Source organism: Pantoea sp. SORGH_AS_0659 (assembly GCF_031453915.1).
Taxonomy (GTDB): domain Bacteria; phylum Pseudomonadota; class Gammaproteobacteria; order Enterobacterales; family Enterobacteriaceae; genus Pantoea; species Pantoea leporis.
The window spans coordinates 886,043-902,807 of sequence record NZ_JAVJAK010000001.1; the positions used below are offsets into that span (position 1 = coordinate 886,043).

At 57.4% G+C, this 16,765-nt stretch carries 15 protein-coding genes; 12 read left to right on the top strand and 3 right to left on the bottom strand.

The genetic code is table 11. The features are described 5' to 3' along the window. Window positions 1-25 precede the first annotated feature (25 nt). The gene (locus Q3H59_RS04255; RefSeq protein WP_309833433.1) at window positions 26-2,788 is read right to left on the bottom strand and encodes an autotransporter domain-containing protein; all 2,763 of its coding nucleotides are present in this window, start codon (window positions 2,786-2,788) and stop codon (window positions 26-28) included. Between the two features lie 554 nt (window positions 2,789-3,342). Here Q3H59_RS04255 and prfB point away from each other — a divergent pair. From prfB to Q3H59_RS04300, 9 genes are all read left to right on the top strand, one after another. Then, a protein-coding gene (gene prfB, locus Q3H59_RS04260; RefSeq protein WP_110867985.1) for a peptide chain release factor 2 occupies window positions 3,343-4,441 on the top strand; the annotation gives its coding sequence in 2 pieces (ribosomal slippage) (window positions 3,343-3,417 and window positions 3,419-4,441; 1,098 coding nt in all). Window positions 4,442-4,450: 9 nt separating this feature from the next. Beyond that, entirely contained in the window at window positions 4,451-5,971 is a 1,521-nt protein-coding gene (gene lysS / locus Q3H59_RS04265; protein ID WP_101761966.1) for a lysine--tRNA ligase, read from the top strand. 248 nt (window positions 5,972-6,219) lie between these two features. After that, a complete protein-coding gene (locus tag Q3H59_RS04270) occupies window positions 6,220-7,071 on the top strand; it encodes a MurR/RpiR family transcriptional regulator (RefSeq protein ID WP_101762021.1) in 852 nt (283 codons plus the stop codon). Between the two features lie 262 nt (window positions 7,072-7,333). Then, window positions 7,334-8,170 carry a transporter substrate-binding domain-containing protein gene (locus tag Q3H59_RS04275; RefSeq protein WP_101761967.1) on the top strand — a complete coding sequence of 279 codons (837 nt, stop codon included), beginning with the start codon at window positions 7,334-7,336 and terminating at the stop codon, window positions 8,168-8,170. Between the two features lie 2 nt (window positions 8,171-8,172). Then, on the top strand, window positions 8,173-8,805 hold the full coding sequence (locus tag Q3H59_RS04280) for an urea carboxylase-associated family protein (RefSeq protein WP_309833437.1): 633 nt from the start codon (window positions 8,173-8,175) through the stop codon (window positions 8,803-8,805). Next, a complete protein-coding gene (locus tag Q3H59_RS04285) occupies window positions 8,789-9,436 on the top strand; it encodes an urea carboxylase-associated family protein (protein ID WP_309833438.1) in 648 nt (215 codons plus the stop codon). The genes Q3H59_RS04280 and Q3H59_RS04285 overlap by 17 nt, the downstream gene beginning before the upstream one ends. A 3-nt stretch (window positions 9,437-9,439) precedes the next feature. After that, window positions 9,440-10,090 (top strand): amino acid ABC transporter permease, encoded by a 651-nt coding sequence (locus Q3H59_RS04290; protein WP_309833440.1) that lies wholly within the window; start codon window positions 9,440-9,442, stop codon window positions 10,088-10,090. Then, the gene (locus Q3H59_RS04295) at window positions 10,090-10,755 is read left to right on the top strand and encodes an amino acid ABC transporter permease (RefSeq protein WP_101761970.1); all 666 of its coding nucleotides are present in this window, start codon (window positions 10,090-10,092) and stop codon (window positions 10,753-10,755) included. The genes Q3H59_RS04290 and Q3H59_RS04295 overlap by 1 nt, the downstream gene beginning before the upstream one ends. A gap of 13 nt (window positions 10,756-10,768) precedes the next feature. Then, the gene (locus Q3H59_RS04300) at window positions 10,769-11,440 is read left to right on the top strand and encodes an urea carboxylase-associated family protein (RefSeq protein WP_309833443.1); all 672 of its coding nucleotides are present in this window, start codon (window positions 10,769-10,771) and stop codon (window positions 11,438-11,440) included. A gap of 261 nt (window positions 11,441-11,701) precedes the next feature. On the opposite strand, the gene Q3H59_RS04305 is transcribed toward Q3H59_RS04300, so the two are convergent. After that, window positions 11,702-12,328 (bottom strand): hypothetical protein, encoded by a 627-nt coding sequence (locus Q3H59_RS04305; protein ID WP_101761972.1) that lies wholly within the window; start codon window positions 12,326-12,328, stop codon window positions 11,702-11,704. 362 nt (window positions 12,329-12,690) lie between these two features. Here Q3H59_RS04305 and Q3H59_RS04310 point away from each other — a divergent pair, with 362 nt between their 5' ends. Further along, window positions 12,691-13,854 carry an MFS transporter gene (locus tag Q3H59_RS04310; RefSeq protein WP_101761973.1) on the top strand — a complete coding sequence of 388 codons (1,164 nt, stop codon included), beginning with the start codon at window positions 12,691-12,693 and terminating at the stop codon, window positions 13,852-13,854. Here Q3H59_RS04310 and Q3H59_RS04315 read toward each other — a convergent pair. After that, entirely contained in the window at window positions 13,851-14,771 is a 921-nt protein-coding gene (locus tag Q3H59_RS04315; protein ID WP_192236479.1) for a LysR family transcriptional regulator, read from the bottom strand. The genes Q3H59_RS04310 and Q3H59_RS04315 overlap by 4 nt on opposite strands. Window positions 14,772-14,881: 110 nt before the next feature. On the opposite strand from Q3H59_RS04315, the gene lysA reads away from it, so the two are divergent. Together lysA and Q3H59_RS04325 are read left to right on the top strand one after the other, a co-directional pair. Then, window positions 14,882-16,135 (top strand): diaminopimelate decarboxylase, encoded by a 1,254-nt coding sequence (gene lysA, locus Q3H59_RS04320; RefSeq protein ID WP_309833447.1) that lies wholly within the window; start codon window positions 14,882-14,884, stop codon window positions 16,133-16,135. Continuing rightward, entirely contained in the window at window positions 16,135-16,584 is a 450-nt protein-coding gene (locus Q3H59_RS04325; protein ID WP_309836632.1) for a GNAT family N-acetyltransferase, read from the top strand. The genes lysA and Q3H59_RS04325 overlap by 1 nt, the downstream gene beginning before the upstream one ends. Window positions 16,585-16,765 lie beyond the last annotated feature (181 nt).

Sequence of the window (16,765 nt, forward strand, 5' to 3'; positions counted from 1 at the left end):
GCTCAGTTGACCGGTTAAACGTTTATCAGAAACTCACATCCACACCGCCGCGCAGCACTTTCTCGTCACCGCGATCGGCGAAGTGCTGATCGGCGCGCAGGAACAGGCGCGCGCGTGACGTCTGCGCCACATCCAACCGCACACCTAACCACTGCGAGCGGCGATCGAGCTGCATACCGGGAATCGTGAAGCGGTTCTGGTCATCGCCAAATCCGCCCCAGCGCGCGCTGACATCCATCGACGGATTGTTGAATGCGTACTGATATTCGCCATACAGACTCAGCATGCTCCACAATCCAGCCGACCAATCCTGCCGTGCGCTGATACTCAAACCGCTATAACCGACGCTGCGTCGATAGCTGTCGCCGTCGCCGCTTAGACCAAACGCGCTGCCCTTATCCTCAAACGCACCGGTATCCAGCCCGGTTTCACGCCAGCCGAGATAGGGTTCGAGGCGATAATTCTCCTCAATTGTCCAGCGATAGCCGCTTTGCAGCGCCGCCTGCCAGCTGTTGCTGCTGGTGGTCGATGACACCGGCGAAGCTTCATCCAGCAACACCAGACGCTTTAACTCATCGCGACCATGTTGATAGCTGAGATTGCCCTGCAGATACCATGCTGGCGTCAAATCGTAGCGGCCATACAGCATCGCGCCTTGCAGGCGATTACGGCTGGTGCCGCCGGTTTGGTCGTAGGTTGAGTCGATCTGATTCTGCGTCCAGGCCACGCCCACGCGCAGACCAGAAATGCCCAAATCGCTATCCACGCCCAATGCGGTAAGCGTGTTGCGGTAATCGGTGCCGAGGTAGCCCGCTTGATCCAGTGAACCGCGCAGTTGACCGCTCTCCAGCCAGAAACCGTAACGATTGTCAGCGCTGGCATCGGCGATACGGTTACTCAACAGGCGGCTTTGATAATCCAGCGCGTTAAACAGTACCGCGTTGCTGGAAGCGTGCGCCTGACCGGAAAGTGAATTGATGGCGGCCTGCGCACTGCGGGCATCTGCCAGCGACTGAAACGCTCCTGCTGCGCCCAGCGCTGACTGCTGCGCACTGCTCAGTGAACCCTGTTGCTGCCAGCTGTCCGCTACGCTAAACGCCTGCTCCAGATTCGCGGCCGTTTGCTGAGTGCTGGCGCTGTTCATGCCCAGCGCTGCCGCTACTGCTGCGGTATTTTTACGCGTCAGCTGGCCAGTGACGCTGTTAGCGTTGTAGCTGACCGAACCGTCGAGAAAAATGCCAGTATTGACCTGACTGAACTGGCCGCTAACGCCCGCATCGCTGGTCAGCAGCGTTTCCTGCTGTTTCACCACATAAGTTGATGAGGGTGGCGCGAGGTTCAGCGTGCCGTCCAGCGTCGAGTGGCCCGCTACACGCAGCGGGCTGTTTAACGCGATATTGAGCACGCCATTACTGCGTTGCTGGTAATCGCCTTGCACCTGCAAACCGCCGTTGACCGTTCCCTGATTGAGTAAGCTGCCGCCAATCACACCGCTGCCACCTAAAGTGCCACTGCCGCTGACGTTGGCACTGCCCGCAATCGCACCCTCAATCAGCAACGTATTGGCGGCAACGCTGGTCTGGCCGAGGTAACTGTTGTTAGCGGTTAACCGTAGCACGCCGCCATTATTGGCGCCGTCGAGTATCAGGCCACGATCCCCGCTGATGGCATTCGAGAAGACATAGCTACCCGCATCCAGGCTGGCGTGAAAATCATTGGCCCAGAACATTGCCGGACCGTTGAGCGCTTTCGCCTGGTTGAGATCGCCCCAGCCGAAGGTGTTGTTGTAAGGCCGCCCGTTGGCGCTATCCGCAGCGCCTGCGTAAGCATCACTGCGATAAGTGGCGGTGGTCAGCAACGTTTGCTGCAGGTTGTAGCCGCTCATCCACGGAAAGCGCTGCAACACTTGCGAAGCGGCCGCAGCGGCGCGCGGCGCGGCAAACGAGGTGCCGTAGCTACGCGCATTTACCCAGGTACCATCGGCGTTCTGAAAGCGATAATCGGTGTATCCCGGTGCGCTCAGGCACCATGCCGCGGCGTTACCACAGGCATCAAACGGCCCGGTTAACGCCGCGCGGTTCGCCGTGTCGTATGAGGTGCTGTCCATCACGCCGGTAACGGCCAGCATATTCTTTTGCAACGCGCTGTCCTGATAAATCAACGGCAGCTGCGCGTTAGGGGACGGTGTTGCAGTGCCGCCATTGCCGGTGATCACCACCGCCAAACCGTTAGCGGCCGCAATCTCACGCATGCTTTGCACCAGCACCTGATAGTGCGGCTGCGCATCGGATAGTGCCTGTGCGGAGGTTAAGCGCTCTTTGGAGGCATACGACATATTGAAAACCCGCACGCCTTGGCTCAGCAGGCCGCTCACCGCACGGGCGGTATCGTCGTATTGAAAGATATTGTTCTGCGATGCCTGCGCCACATACAGTGTGCTGCCCGGCGACAGGCCTAATAACGTCAGCGCCACCACGGTGCCGTGACCGTTAATGCCCTGATTATCATTCAAACTACTGCCGCCGCCGACGTAGCTGGTGAACTGCACGTTGGCGTAATTGATTTCACTGCGATCGGGCGATAACCCTGAATCAATAATGCCGACTTTGCTGACATTGCCTGAAGCGCTGGGCTGAGCTGGCGTGGGTGTCTCAGGCGTGCCGGTGGTGGGCGAGGTTGCCGCGCTACCGCCACCTCCGCCGCCGCCACCACCTCCGCAGGCGACAAGTAACAAAGGCATTAACAAGGCAAGCAGGCGCGGTGAAGTGCGCAAACCGGGAATAAACATCGATACTCCTTCATGTCTCTCAGGACATGTTGTGCCCGCTCACGTTTACGGGCGCTGATTACTGTGTCATTCCCTGTCGAAGCTGCGCATTCCTGGCGATCGTGGTGACAAACGGTCTGGACGTCAGTGATGTCCATCGGGGGGATAGTCACTGAGCAAAATGATAAAAGGGCGCTAATAAATCGATAGGCTGAATATCAGCTGCTTAATGGCGTTATTTGAGACGTGTCTGCTTTCTTGCAGGAAATTTCTCACAAGACAATTCTTAATGATTTATCGTTATAAATCATGATCTTTAATGACGTCATCTGGCGCCAATTGCCTAATTTTTGCAGGAAAACTCCTAAGAAGGTTCTGAAGGCGAGGTATTTGCGGGGGTGTTTGGGAAAGCGTAGCTGGTAAAGCTTTCCAGAAGGATAAGAACTTTTTTTCTTACGGCGGAGGCGCGCTCACTCAGGCGGCGTGCAATGCTACAAAGTGCGCACACTTTCGGGTAAACTAGCGCGTTAGTTTTTATCTCCTTTCACCGAATCGTCAAAAAAGACTGAAAAGCCATGTTTGAAATTAATCCGGTCAAAAATCGTATCCAGGACCTCAGTGAGCGCAGCGACGTTCTTCGGGGGTATCTTTGACTACGATGCCAAGAAAGAACGCCTCGAAGAAGTAAACGCCGAGCTGGAGCAGCCTGACGTCTGGAACGAACCTGAGCGCGCGCAAGCGCTGGGTAAAGAACGTGCTTCACTGGAAGCGGTAGTGGAAACCTTAGATCACATGACGCAAGGCCTGGAAGATGTGCAGGGCCTGCTGGATCTGGCGGTGGAAGCTGACGACGAAGAGACTTTCAACGAAGCGGTTGCCGAGCTTGATGCACTGGAAGTGAAGCTGGGCGAACTGGAATTCCGTCGTATGTTCTCAGGCGAATATGACAGCGCCGACTGCTACATGGATATTCAGGCCGGTTCCGGCGGCACCGAAGCGCAGGATTGGGCCAGCATGCTGCTGCGCATGTATCTGCGCTGGGCGGAAGCCAAAGGCTATAAAACCGAAATTATTGAAGAGTCAGACGGTGAAGTGGCCGGAACCAAATCCGCCACCATTAAAATCATCGGCGACTACGCGTTTGGCTGGCTGCGTACCGAAACCGGCGTTCATCGCCTGGTGCGTAAGAGCCCGTTCGATTCCGGCGGCCGTCGTCATACCTCATTCAGTTCGGTGTTTATCTACCCGGAAGTGGATGACAACATCGATATCGATATCAATCCTGCCGATCTGCGTATCGACGTTTACCGCGCCTCCGGTGCGGGTGGCCAGCATGTTAACAAAACCGAGTCTGCAGTGCGTATTACCCACTTGCCGACCAACATTGTGGTGCAGTGCCAAAACGACCGTTCACAGCACAAGAACAAAGATCAGGCCTTCAAGCAGTTACGCGCCAAGCTGTACGAATATGAGATGCAGAAGAAAAACGCGGATAAGCAGGCAGCGGAAGATAACAAATCTGATATCGGCTGGGGCAGCCAGATCCGTTCTTATGTTCTCGACGATTCACGCATCAAGGATCTGCGTACCAGCGTAGAAACCCGCAACACCCAAGCGGTGCTGGATGGCGATATTGATCGTTTTATTGAAGCAAGTTTAAAAGCAGGGCTATAAGGAACCGACATGTCTGAACAACAACCGCAGAGCGCTGATGCCGCCCTTGAGTTAAACAACGAACTGAAAGCGCGTCGCGAAAAACTCAGCGCGCTGCGTGAAAAAGGCGTGGCGTTTCCTAACGATTTCCGCCGCGATACCACGTCCGATGTGCTGCACGCCAGCTATGACGCGAAAGAGAATGAAGAGCTGGAAGCGCTGGGCGTTGAAGTGAGCGTGGCCGGTCGTATGATGACGCGCCGCATCATGGGTAAAGCGTCATTCGCGACCCTGCAGGATGTCGGCGGCCAGATTCAGATCTACGTCTCACGCGACGATCTGCCAGAAGGCGTCTACAACGAGCAGTTCAAGAAATGGGATCTCGGCGATATCCTCGGTGCGCGCGGTAAGCTGTTCAAAACCAAAACCGGTGAGCTGTCGATCCACATCACTGAGCTACGTCTGCTGACCAAAGCGCTGCGTCCGCTGCCGGACAAATTCCACGGCCTGGCCGATCAGGAAACCCGTTATCGTCAGCGTTATCTCGATCTGATCTCCAACGACGATTCGCGCAAAACCTTTAAAATTCGCTCACAAATCATGGCTGGCATTCGTCAGTTCATGGTTAACCGCGACTTTATGGAAGTGGAAACCCCGATGATGCAGGTGATTCCGGGCGGCGCATCTGCGCGTCCGTTCATCACCCATCATAATGCGCTCGATATCGATATGTACCTGCGTATTGCGCCAGAGCTGTATCTGAAGCGTCTGGTGGTTGGCGGTTTTGATCGCGTGTTCGAGATCAACCGTAACTTCCGTAATGAAGGGATTTCGCCACGCCATAACCCAGAGTTCACCATGATGGAACTCTATATGGCGTATGCGGATTACAAAGATCTGATCGAACTGACCGAAAGCCTGTTCCGTACGCTGGCGCAGGATGTGCTGGGCACCACGGAAGTGCCGTATGGCGATCACAGCTTCGATTTCGGTAAGCCGTTCGAGAAGCTCACCATGCGTGAAGCGATCAAGAAATACCGTCCGGAAACTGACCTGAGCGATCTGGAAGACTTTGATAAAGCGGTAGCGATTGCCCAATCACTGCACATCAAAGTTGAGAAGAGCTGGGGCCTGGGCCGCGTCGTTACAGAGATCTTCGAAGAGACCGCTGAAGCGCACCTGATTCAGCCAACCTTCATCACCGAATACCCGGCTGAAGTATCACCGCTGGCGCGTCGTAACGACGAGAACCCGGAAATCACTGACCGCTTTGAGTTCTTCATCGGCGGCCGTGAAATCGGTAACGGCTTCTCAGAGCTCAACGATGCAGAAGATCAGGCTGAGCGTTTCCTGCAGCAGGTGAATGCGAAAGAGTCTGGCGATGACGAAGCGATGTTCTACGACGAAGACTACGTCACCGCGCTGGAACACGGCCTGCCGCCAACCGCTGGTTTGGGTATTGGTATCGACCGTATGGTGATGCTGTTCACCAACAGCCACACCATCCGCGACGTGATCCTGTTCCCGGCACTGCGCCCGACCGGTAAGTAGTATTTCGCCGCAGTCCCCCATCCCGGTCCGTGCTCGCTGTCCCCCTCCTCGGTCCTCCCCCATGAATGGGGGAGGAAGATGCTGCAAAATGTGAGTTCTGAAGCTGCATGTGGCAGCATCTCCTTCCCCCGCTAGCGGGGGAAGGCCGGGATGGGGGACAGCCAGCACATTCCCCCCAATACAAAATTCCTGATGACAACCCGGCACGCTCTGTGCAGGATGGTTTTTTTCTTTTTCAGGGAATCAGCATGAGTGCAAAAGCGGCAACGTTAGAGGGCCGGATTCGTCAGCACTGGGATCAACTCTCCAGCCACGAGCAGCGACTTGCCGATGTGCTACTCGCCGCACCAGGCCAGTTAGCCATGAACACCGCCACCGAACTGGCACACAGCGCGGGCGTGTCCAAAGCCACCACCACGCGCTTCTTCCGCCATCTCGGCTATGAAAGTTATGAAGCCGCACGTCGCCAGGCGCGTGACATGCAAAGCAGCGGTTCACCGCTCTATCTGCAACCGGCACCCAGCGCGTCGCCGTTGGCGAGCATCATGCAGCAGCATCTGGAAAGAGAGATCGCCAACCTGGTCAACAGCTATCGCACGCTGGACAGCGAACAGCTGCAGCAGGCGGTCAGCGCCATCAGCCAGGCGCGTCGCGTGGTGGTAATGGGTTGGCGCCACAGCCAAACCATCGCGCATCTGATTTATCGTGACCTGATCCATATTCACTCCGATGTGCGTCTGCTGCCGCGTCCCGGCGATTCGCTGGCGGAACATGTAGCGGCGTTGACCGCCGAGGATGTGGTGATCTGCGTCGGTCTGCGTCGTCGCATGCCCGCGCTGGAGGCGGCGATGAACGCGCTGGCCGAGCGCAATGTGCCGATGTTGTATATCGCCGACGTGCTCTCCGGCAAACCGGCGCGCCATGCGCAGTGGGTAATCCGCTGTCACACCGACAGCAGCCTGATTTTCGACAGCACCGCCGCGCTCTCTGGCGTGTGTAACCTGCTCTGTTCACTGGTGGCCCGGCAAATGGGTAAAGCCAGCAACGATCATCTCGCGCAAATCGAAGCGCTGCACCAATCCCTCGACGAACTGGAATAATGCGCCTTGCTGGCGCATTGTGCGCCAGAAAAATCACCAAAACGGTGCAATTCTGTCCAGTGCCCACCCATCCAATTATCCCCGTCTTACCGTGTGTGAAATCATAGAAACTAAAAATAAAAATTAAGAAACAAATGTTTCCATTTGATTTTATTAAATAAAATCTATTTTTTATCAGGTCTCCCTGCATGGTAGTGAAAAAGCTGGCACAAAATATGCTCATTAGAAAATGACATTTCACCAACACCAGGGAAACACCATAATGAAAAAAACAGCACTGCTGATTGCCGCACTTCTCTCTGTCGGCACCATGGCGCAGGCACAAGCCGATACGCTGGCCGACATCAAAAGCAGCGGCAAAATTACCGTCGGTATCGATCCAACCTTTCCTCCCTACGAATACACCGATGACAAAGGTGAGATCACCGGTTACAGCGTGGCGATCATGCAATCCTTTGCCAACGATCTCGGTGTGAAACTGGAGTTTCAGAAAACCGCCTTCAGTGGCATTCTGCCGGGCCTGATTTCGGGCTCTTTCAATGCCGAAGGTTCATCCCTCAACGTCACGGCGGAACGCGCGAAAAAAGTGCTGTTTACCGTGCCGTACAGCAAAACCGTCAACGGCGTGCTGGTGCGTGAAGCCGAAGCGAAAACCTTCAGCGGCAAAACCCTGAGTCCGGAAAGCTTGTCGGGTCTGCGCGGTGCGGTGAAAACCGCCAGCGTGCCAGAGCAGCTGCTGAAGGGCTTCAACGAGCAGTTGAAGAAGGAGGGTAAAAAACCGATCACCATCATCAATGTCGATTCACTCGATCAAACCGTCAGCACCTTGATGACCAAACGCGCCGACTTCGTTTATGACGACATCTCGGTACTCGCGCCGGTAGCAAAAAAATATGCCGGCAAAGTGGCGCAGGTGGGCGAAGTCGGCCCGTCGCAGTGGATGGGTTGGGCGACTCGCAAAGAAGATGGCAGCCTGAACAAAGCCATTAGCGACCACATCCTGGCGATGCAGAAAGATGGCGAACTGACCAAACTGCAGCAGCAATATCTCGGCACCACTTTTACCGTGCCCGCCAGCGACTTCATTCCGCAGGAGTAATTATGTGCCAGTCCAACCTGACGGTACCTGCCGGCTTTGGCAAAACCTTTCGCGTGCGCAAGGGCCAGTTTATTACCGTGATTGACAGCGAAGGGCAGCAGGCGGCCGATTTTGTCGCGGTCAATGCCAATGACCTGAACGAGAAGCTGTCGCCGGTGCACACGCGTCAGCAGCTGCGCTCGCTGTTCTTTAAGCCGGGCGACGCGCTGTGGTCGAGTGAAAACCGCCCGATGCTGCGCATTCTTGCCGACAGCATCGGCATCCACGACGCCAACGTGCCGGCCTGCGATCGCACCCGTTTCAGCATTGATTTCGGTGTCGAAGGGCATCGCAACTGCGTCGATAACCTGCTGGAGGGGATGAAGGCGTTTGGCGTCACCTACTTCTCGCTGCCGGAACCGTTCAACCTATTCCAGAACGGCCCGGTCACCGCCGATGGTCGCATGGAAGTGACCGATCCCAACAGCAAAGCGGGCGATAGCATCACCTTTGAAGCGCTGTGCGATCTGATCTGCGCGGTCTCATCCTGCCCGCAGGACATTATTCCCGGCAACGGCCTGCAGGTGACGCCAATCGACATCGTGGTCAGCGACCATTTTCACGCTCAGGAGATGAATCATGCTGTTAATGCGTGAAAGTTATCAGGAAACCGCCGTGCGCACGCTGGCTGAACCGGTGCAGGTTGCAGCGGGCAGCATCGGTTCGATTAGCGTGCTGCGCGGTCAGTTGCTGCGCATCACCGCTCAGGGTGATGGTGCGGTGGCTTCGCTGTTTGGCTTTAGCTTGGCCGATCCCGCCGTGTGGCTGTCGGTGCATCACACGCGGGTGTTTAGCAACAGCTACCTGCTCGGTTCCGGCATGCGTCTGGTGAACAACCTTCGTCGTCCGATGATGGTGCTGGGCAAAGACAGCGTGAAGCGTCACGACCTGCTGCTGCCGGCCTCCACCACGGCGTTTCTCGCTGAGCGCGGTTATCCGGGCGAAGGTTGCCTCGATGCGCTGCGCGGCGAGCTGGCGCGTCTGGGCATGGTGGTGCCGAAGCTGCCGGATCCCATCAACCTGTTTATGCACGTCAAGCTGACGCGAGAAGGCAAGATTCTGCCGGAAACCAACCTGACCCAAGCTGGCGACAGCATTACCTGTCGCGTGGTGATGGACACGCAGTTCATCGTCTCCGCCTGTAACACCGGCATTGAGGGCAACGATCGTCCCGCGCCGCTGCTGCTGTCGGTGGCGGAAAACCTGCACGACTTTAACGCGGAGTAACGCATGGGGCTGGATCAACAGGTAGTGGCCGCGCTGCCGGAACTCGGACACGGCCTGCTGATGACGCTGGTGCTCACCGTGCTGGCGTCATTAGTCAGCGTGGTGATGGGGCAGCTCGGCTGCTTCCTGCAGCTGCGTCGAGCCTGGATCTGGCGCGCCATCGGGCGTTGCTATGTCAGCGTGATGCGCGGAACGCCAGCGATTGTGCAGCTGTTTGTGGTGTTTTTCACCTTGCCGCGGCTGGGATTGGGCGGTCAGCCGATGCTGGCGGCGGTGATTGCCATTGGCCTCAACAGCGGCGCGTACGTGGCGGAAATCCTGCGCGTGAATCGCAGCCTGGTGACGCGCGGACAGCTGGAAGCGTCGCGCACGCTGGGTCTGAGCCGCCTGCTGACGTGGTGGTACGTCATCAATCCCCAAGTGATGCGCGCCAGTCTGCCGATGCTGGTGAATAAATTCACCATTCTGCTGAAAACCACGCCGCTGGCGTCGGTGGTGGCGCTCACTGAACTGACCTACGCCGGACAGATCGTCATCGCCCGCACCTACGAAGCCACGCAGGTGCTGCTGCTGGTGGCGGCCGGTTATCTGCTGATCGCCATGCCGTTAATTGCGGCGGCGCGTCGTTTAGAAGCGAAGCGGAGGTTAGCGTAATGGATTGGCAGGCAATTATCACCTCTCTGCCGTCGCTCGGTGACGGCCTGCTCGCCACCTTGCAGCTTTGTCTGGTGGCGGCGCTCTGCTCGCTACTGTGGGGCGCGCTATTGGCCGTGCTGCTGATGCGTGCCTCGCGGTTCTGGCTGCGTTTGCTCAATCTTTACAGCGGCTTAACCCTCGCGCTGCCGCTGCTGGTGGTGATCTATCTGCTCTATTTTGTGTTGCCGGAATATGACATCACGCTGTCGTCGCCGGTGGTGGGCGTGCTGGCATTGACGCTCTACTACGCGCCTTACATTGCGCAGGTGATCCGCTCGGCGATTGATGCGCTGCCGCAAGGGCAGTGGGAAGCGTGCCGCGTGTTGGGCCTGAGCCGCAGCGAACAACTGCGTGACGTGGTGCTGCCGCAAACGCTGCCGCAGATGTTGTCGCCGCTGGTCGGGCTGATGATCGGGTTGATTAAAGACTCCGCGCTGCTGTCGATTGTCTCGGTGCAGGAGTTTATGTACGCCGCCAAACAGGCGATTTCGGATACCTACGCGCCGCTGGAGATCTATCTCACGGTGGCGCTCTGTTACTGGCTGCTCAACAGCATCATCGACTGGCTGGCGCGCGGCCTTGAATCTCGCATGACGCGTTATCGTCGTGCCATGCAGCATTAATCAGGAGAACAACATGTCGGCTGAATTTCAGCATCGCGAAGCGGTGATCATCCCGGCACGCTACGGTAAAGCGGTGCGCCTGAAGAGAGGTGAAGCGGTGCAGGTGATTAACCTGCACGGCACGCAGGTGGTGGATTGCTGGGCGTACAACGCTGAGGATGTGAGTGAATATATGTGTATGGAGGCGACGCGCGTGTGGAATCAGCGTCTCAATCCCAAAGTGGGCGACAGCTTTATCACCAGCCAGCGCCATCCGATTTTGACGCTGGTGGCGGATACCTCGCCAGGCGTGCACGACACCTTTATGGCGGCCTGCGATGCGCGTCGTTATGAGCTGCTCGGCTGCACCGAACCGCATCGCAACTGCCATGACAATCTGTTTGAAGGCATGCGTGAGCTGGGCGTGACGCTGCCGCATGGCAATCTGGCCTCGTTTAATATCTTTATGAATATTCAGGTGCAGCCGGATGGCATCACGCTGAAGACGCTGCCGGTGGTGACGAAGCCGGGTGACTATATTGTGCTGCGCGCCGAGATGGACTGTTTTGTGGCGTTTTCCGCCTGTCCGCAGGATATCGTCAGCATTCAGGGGCAGGGCGACAACACCCCGCGCGATGCCGAACTGCGTATCCTGACCAGCGGTTTCCCGCAGGTGCAGGTGCAGGGGGCGTGGGTTCCGGCTTGACTGTGCACGCTGTCCCCCATCCCGGCCTTCCCCCATGAATGGGGGAAGGAGACGCTGCCACATGCAGCTTCAGAACTATCATATTGCAGCATCTTCCTCCCCCATTTATGGGGGAGGACCGAGGAGGGGGACAGCCAGCACCGACCGAGGAGGGGGACAGCCAGCACCGACCGAGGAGGGGGACAGCAATCACCGACCGAGGAGGGGGACAGCCAGCACCGACCGCCAGCACCGACCGAGGAGGGGGACAGCCAGCACGATCTAAGACTTCACCACCCCATCCAGCCACGCCTGAAAGCGTGCGTACGGTACATACAGCGCCACATTCTTAAACAGCGTTTTGCCGCTTTTATTGTCATCAATCTGGCTGCTGTAACCGACAATCACCCCAGCCAGCGTATCATCGCTGGCGTTATACACCGCGCCGCCGGACATGCCTTTCACCACGCCGGCATTGGCCGCCACCACCACACAGCTGGCTTTGTTCCAGTCATTCGCCAGCGTGGTATTGATCAGATTCTTGCCGCTCGACGCCACCGGCATCGCCGAAATAAAGCTGTAACCATACAGATTCACGTCGTCGCCGATATGGCTATTGCGGAACGGCGGCGGCAAATTGGCTTCGCTGTTTTTGTGGTACACCACAGCGATATCGCATTCGGGATGCCAGGCTTTCACCCGATAGAGTGAATACTTCGCCACGTGGGCCGCCGTCAGGCTGTATTCGGGCGTGAGAGGAATGGTGGTGCCAAGCGCACCAATGCCCAGCACCGTTGGAATGCCGGTGACGGTCATATCGACGCGTTTTGCTGCTTCTTTGCTGTATTCGTAATGCCCAACAGAGCAGCCGCTTAGGCAGCCAACCGTTAGCGCGATGAGCCATCGCATACGCTTTCCCCTCGATTTTTGACACCCCATAACCGGGCAATCCATTGAGGTATCGGCAGTGCACGTCCATCCTTTACTGTTTGATTTTGCGCCAAAAGCTGACTCACTGTGATAACGATCACATCCTTCTCAAGCGTAGCGCGGAAACCTCCATCTGTCTCAATGGTTAGTCAGTGACATTTTCGCGCGCAGGGATTATTGCTACAGGCGCAAAATAGTCTTGCGGCGCGCAGGGTGGTTGGCATGGAAGGGCTATGCTTTAATAACAATGTGACGCAGTTCAAATTTTAATAAGCGTCTGTTGTCACCGTACTGCGTTCGCAGTGCGGCCCGCCTGCAAAAAATTATTGGGAGAGTATGTTATGCCTGTTGCATTACTGGCGCTGGCGCTGAGTGCGTTCGCCATCGGCACCACGGAATTCGTCATTATGGGATTGCTGCCCGAGGTGGCGGGCGATCTGCAAGTGACCATTCCTTCTGCGGGATGGCTGATCAGCGGCTACGCGCTGGGCGTTGCTATTGGCGCGCCGATCATGGCGTTGCTGACCGCCAAACTGCCGCGTAAACGTACTCTGATTCTGCTGATGATCATCTTCATCATCGGTAACGTGCTCTGTGCATTGGCCTACACCTACAACCTGCTGATGCTGGCGCGTGTGGTGACGGCGCTGTGTCACGGTGCGTTCTTCGGCATCGGTGCAGTGGTGGCGGCGAGCCTGGTCGCACCAGGTAAACAAGCTTCTGCCGTGGCGCTGATGTTCACCGGTTTGACGCTGGCCAACGTGCTCGGCGTGCCGCTCGGCACCTGGTTTGGTCAGATGTTTGGCTGGCGCGCTACCTTCTGGGGCGTGGCGATCATCGGCATCTTCGCCTTTATCGCGCTGATGGTGAGCCTGCCGACCAACAAAGAAGAGAAGCCGGTGCATCTGGCAAGTGAAATCAGCGCGCTGGCCAACGGCAAACTGTGGCTGTCGCTGCTGATGACGGTATTCTTTGCGGCGGCGATGTTTGCGCTGTTTAGCTACATTGCCCCGCTGCTGTTGCAGGTGACCGGTATCTCGGATCGAGGTGTTAGCTGGACGCTGTTCCTGATTGGCGCGGGTCTGACCGTCGGCAACATCCTCGGCGGCAAGCTGGCCGACTGGAAAGTGTCGTTCAGCCTGATCCTCAGCTTTGTGCTGATTGCAGTGTTCTCGCTGCTGTTCAGCTGGACCAGCCATGCGCTGTGGCTGGCGGAAATCACGCTGTTCCTGTGGGCGATGGCGACCTTCGCCACCGTGCCGGGCTTGCAGATTAACGTGGTGCGCCACGGCAAAGATGCGCCGAATCTGGTCTCTACGCTGAATATCTCCGCCTTCAACGTCGGCAATGCGCTCGGCGCGTGGGTCGGTGGCGCGGTGATCGAGAAAGGGTACGGCCTGACGTCGGTGCCGGTTGCCGCTGCTGCGCTGGCCGCGGTCGGACTGGTGATCTGCCTGATCACCTTCCGCAAAGCGGGCGGGCAGGGCGAAGCGGTCAACGCTTAAGCCAGCCGCTCGGCAATACGTTGTGGAAACGCCGCCACGTGCCGTTGCAGGTGGTCGCAGAAGTGATCGACCAGCGCCGAAGCCGGTCGATGCTGCGGCCGCACCAGACTGACGGTGAAGGGCACGGCAATACTGAAGCGACGCATCACCACACCGCTGTCGGCGTAATCCAGCGCCGTCAGCGGATTCACAATCGAAATCCCCACGCCCGCGCGCACCATCGCGCACACTGACGCCGCACTGTGCGTCTCCAGCACCAGACGACGCTCCACATTCTGCTCATGAAACAGGGAATCCAGCAGCTGGCGATAGCTATCGCTGCGCGAGAGGCTGACGTAGTTTTCACCGTGGAAATCCTGCGGCGTCAGCACCTCGCGCTGACACAGCGGATGCTGTGGCGGCAGCACGCACACTTCGTCACAGGTCAGCAGCGGCAAGCGTTCGGTGCCCGCCGGTGCGTGTTGGGTTTCGGTCAGGCCGAGATCGTAACGCTGTGCCGACAGCCACTCTTCCAGCAACGGCGACTCCTGCGGAATGATATTCAGGCTGACCTGCGGATAGCGCTGAAGAAAGGGCTGCAGCAGCGGCGGCAACAGCGACTGCGAAAACACCGGCAGGCAGGCGATCGACAATTCACCCTGACGAAACTGACGCAATCCTTCGGCGGCATCCATGATGCGATCTAGCCCGTACCACGAGCGCTGCACCTCTTCGTACAGCCGCAAGCCTTGCACCGTGGGCTGCAGGCGGCCGCGCACCCGTTCGAAAAGCTGCAGGCCGAGCTGCTGCTCAAGGCGCGCCAGTTCGCGGCTCACCGTGGGCTGCGAAGTATGCAGCAGCGTCGCCGCCTGCGTCAGGTTGCCGCTGGTCATCACCGCGTGAAAAATTTCGATATGTCGCCAGTTAATTTTTGCCATTGTCTCCTCCAGATAACCCATATCATATTTGTATAGACGTCGCTAAAACAGATATTTTTCTGAATTGATGCGCTGTGGCTAAATAGCCTCAATGACACAGGAGAATTGACATGCCACGCCCACTCAATAACAGCGAAACCGCGTTAACTGCCGCCAACTTACTGCCGCTGGCGCAGCGTTATGCCGGCCCATTCTGGGCTTATGATGCGGCGATTATTCAGCAGCGCATTGCGCAGCTCGGCGCCTTCGACGTGGTGCGTTTTGCGCAGAAAGCCTGCTCCAACATTCACATTTTGCGTCTGATGCGTGCGGCGGGCGTCAAAGTCGATTCGGTATCGCTGGGTGAAATCGAGCGTGCTATTGCCGCCGGTTATCAGCCGGGCGTCGAAGATATCGTCTTCACCGCCGATGTGTTTGATCAGCCAACCCTGACGCGTATCGCCGAGCTGAAAGTGCCGGTCAATGCCGGTTCGGTGGATATGCTGCATCAACTGGGCGAGGTGTCACCGGGCCACGCGGTGTGGCTGCGCATCAATCCGGGTTTTGGTCACGGCCACAGCCAGAAAACCAACACCGGCGGTGAGAACAGTAAACACGGCATCTGGCACAGCGATCTGCGGCTGGCGCTGGCGGCGATTCAGCAGCACGGCCTGCGTCTGGTCGGCCTGCATATGCACATCGGTTCCGGCGTGGATTATGGCCATCTGCAGCAGGTGTGTGACGCGATGGTCGATCAGGTGGTGGCATTTGGGCAGGATTTGGAAGCGATTTCTGCCGGTGGCGGTTTGTCGATTCCGTATCGTTTTGACGAAGAAGCCATTGATACCCAGCACTATTACGGCTTGTGGAACGACGCGCGCGAGCGTATCGCTGCGCACCTCGGTCACCCGGTGAAACTGGAGATCGAGCCAGGTCGCTTCCTGGTTGCTGAATCGGGCGTGCTGGTGTCACAGGTTCGCGCGGTAAAAGAGATGGGCAGCCGTCACTTTGTGCTGGTCGATGCCGGTTTCAGCGATTTGATGCGTCCGTCGATGTACGGCAGCTATCACCACATTTCTCTGCTGCCGGTCGATGGCCGCGCGCTGGGCGACGCCACCGTGGAGAGCGTAGTGGCCGGTCCGCTGTGTGAATCGGGCGACGTGTTCACGCAGTTGGAAGGTGGCAAAGTAGAAACCCGTGCGCTGCCTGTGGCGCAGGTCGGCGATTATCTGGTGTTCCACGATACCGGCGCATACGGCGCGTCGATGTCGTCGAACTACAACAGTCGTCCACTGATTCCGGAAGTGCTGTTCGAGAATGGCGCGGCGCGTGAAATTCGTCGTGCGCAGACCATTCAGGAGCTGCTGGCGCTGGAGCTGATTTGATGAAGATCGTCGCGCTCAGCGAGGTGCCGCATCACGCCACGCAGATCACCGACTGGCTATGGCAGGCGTTTGGTGACGGTACGTCGCGTGAGTTTTACCACAGCATTGTGCGCAGCAGCCTCAACGGCGCGGACTTTCCGGTGACCTTCGTGGCGCTCGACGGCGACATACCGCTCGGCACGGTGGGATTCTGGCGCTGCGATTTGATCAGCCGTCAGGATCTCACGCCGTGGGTGGCGGCGCTGTTTGTTGAGGAGTCCGCGCGCGGCAAGGGATTGAGCAAAGCGCTGCAGCAGCATGTGATCGATTTCGCGCAGCAGTGCGGTCATGACAAGCTGTGGTTATGGTCCACCTTTGGCGGCTATTACGAACGTTTTGGCTGGCAGTATCAGTGCGACGCGCTGGAGTTCCCGGATGTGCGGGTGAAGGTGTATTCGCGGGATTTGTGATAGCTCAACGCACTGATCGTAGCAGTGTGATTTATCGCGCTGTTTTAAAGCCACGATGATACTTCTGAATTTGCAATTAATTGCGCCGCTGCACATTGTGCTGCGGGCTGTTTTTTTAAACTGGCCCGTTCACTAAATGATGCTTTAAAAATATTGGTACTCACTAACAAATTTTATGGTT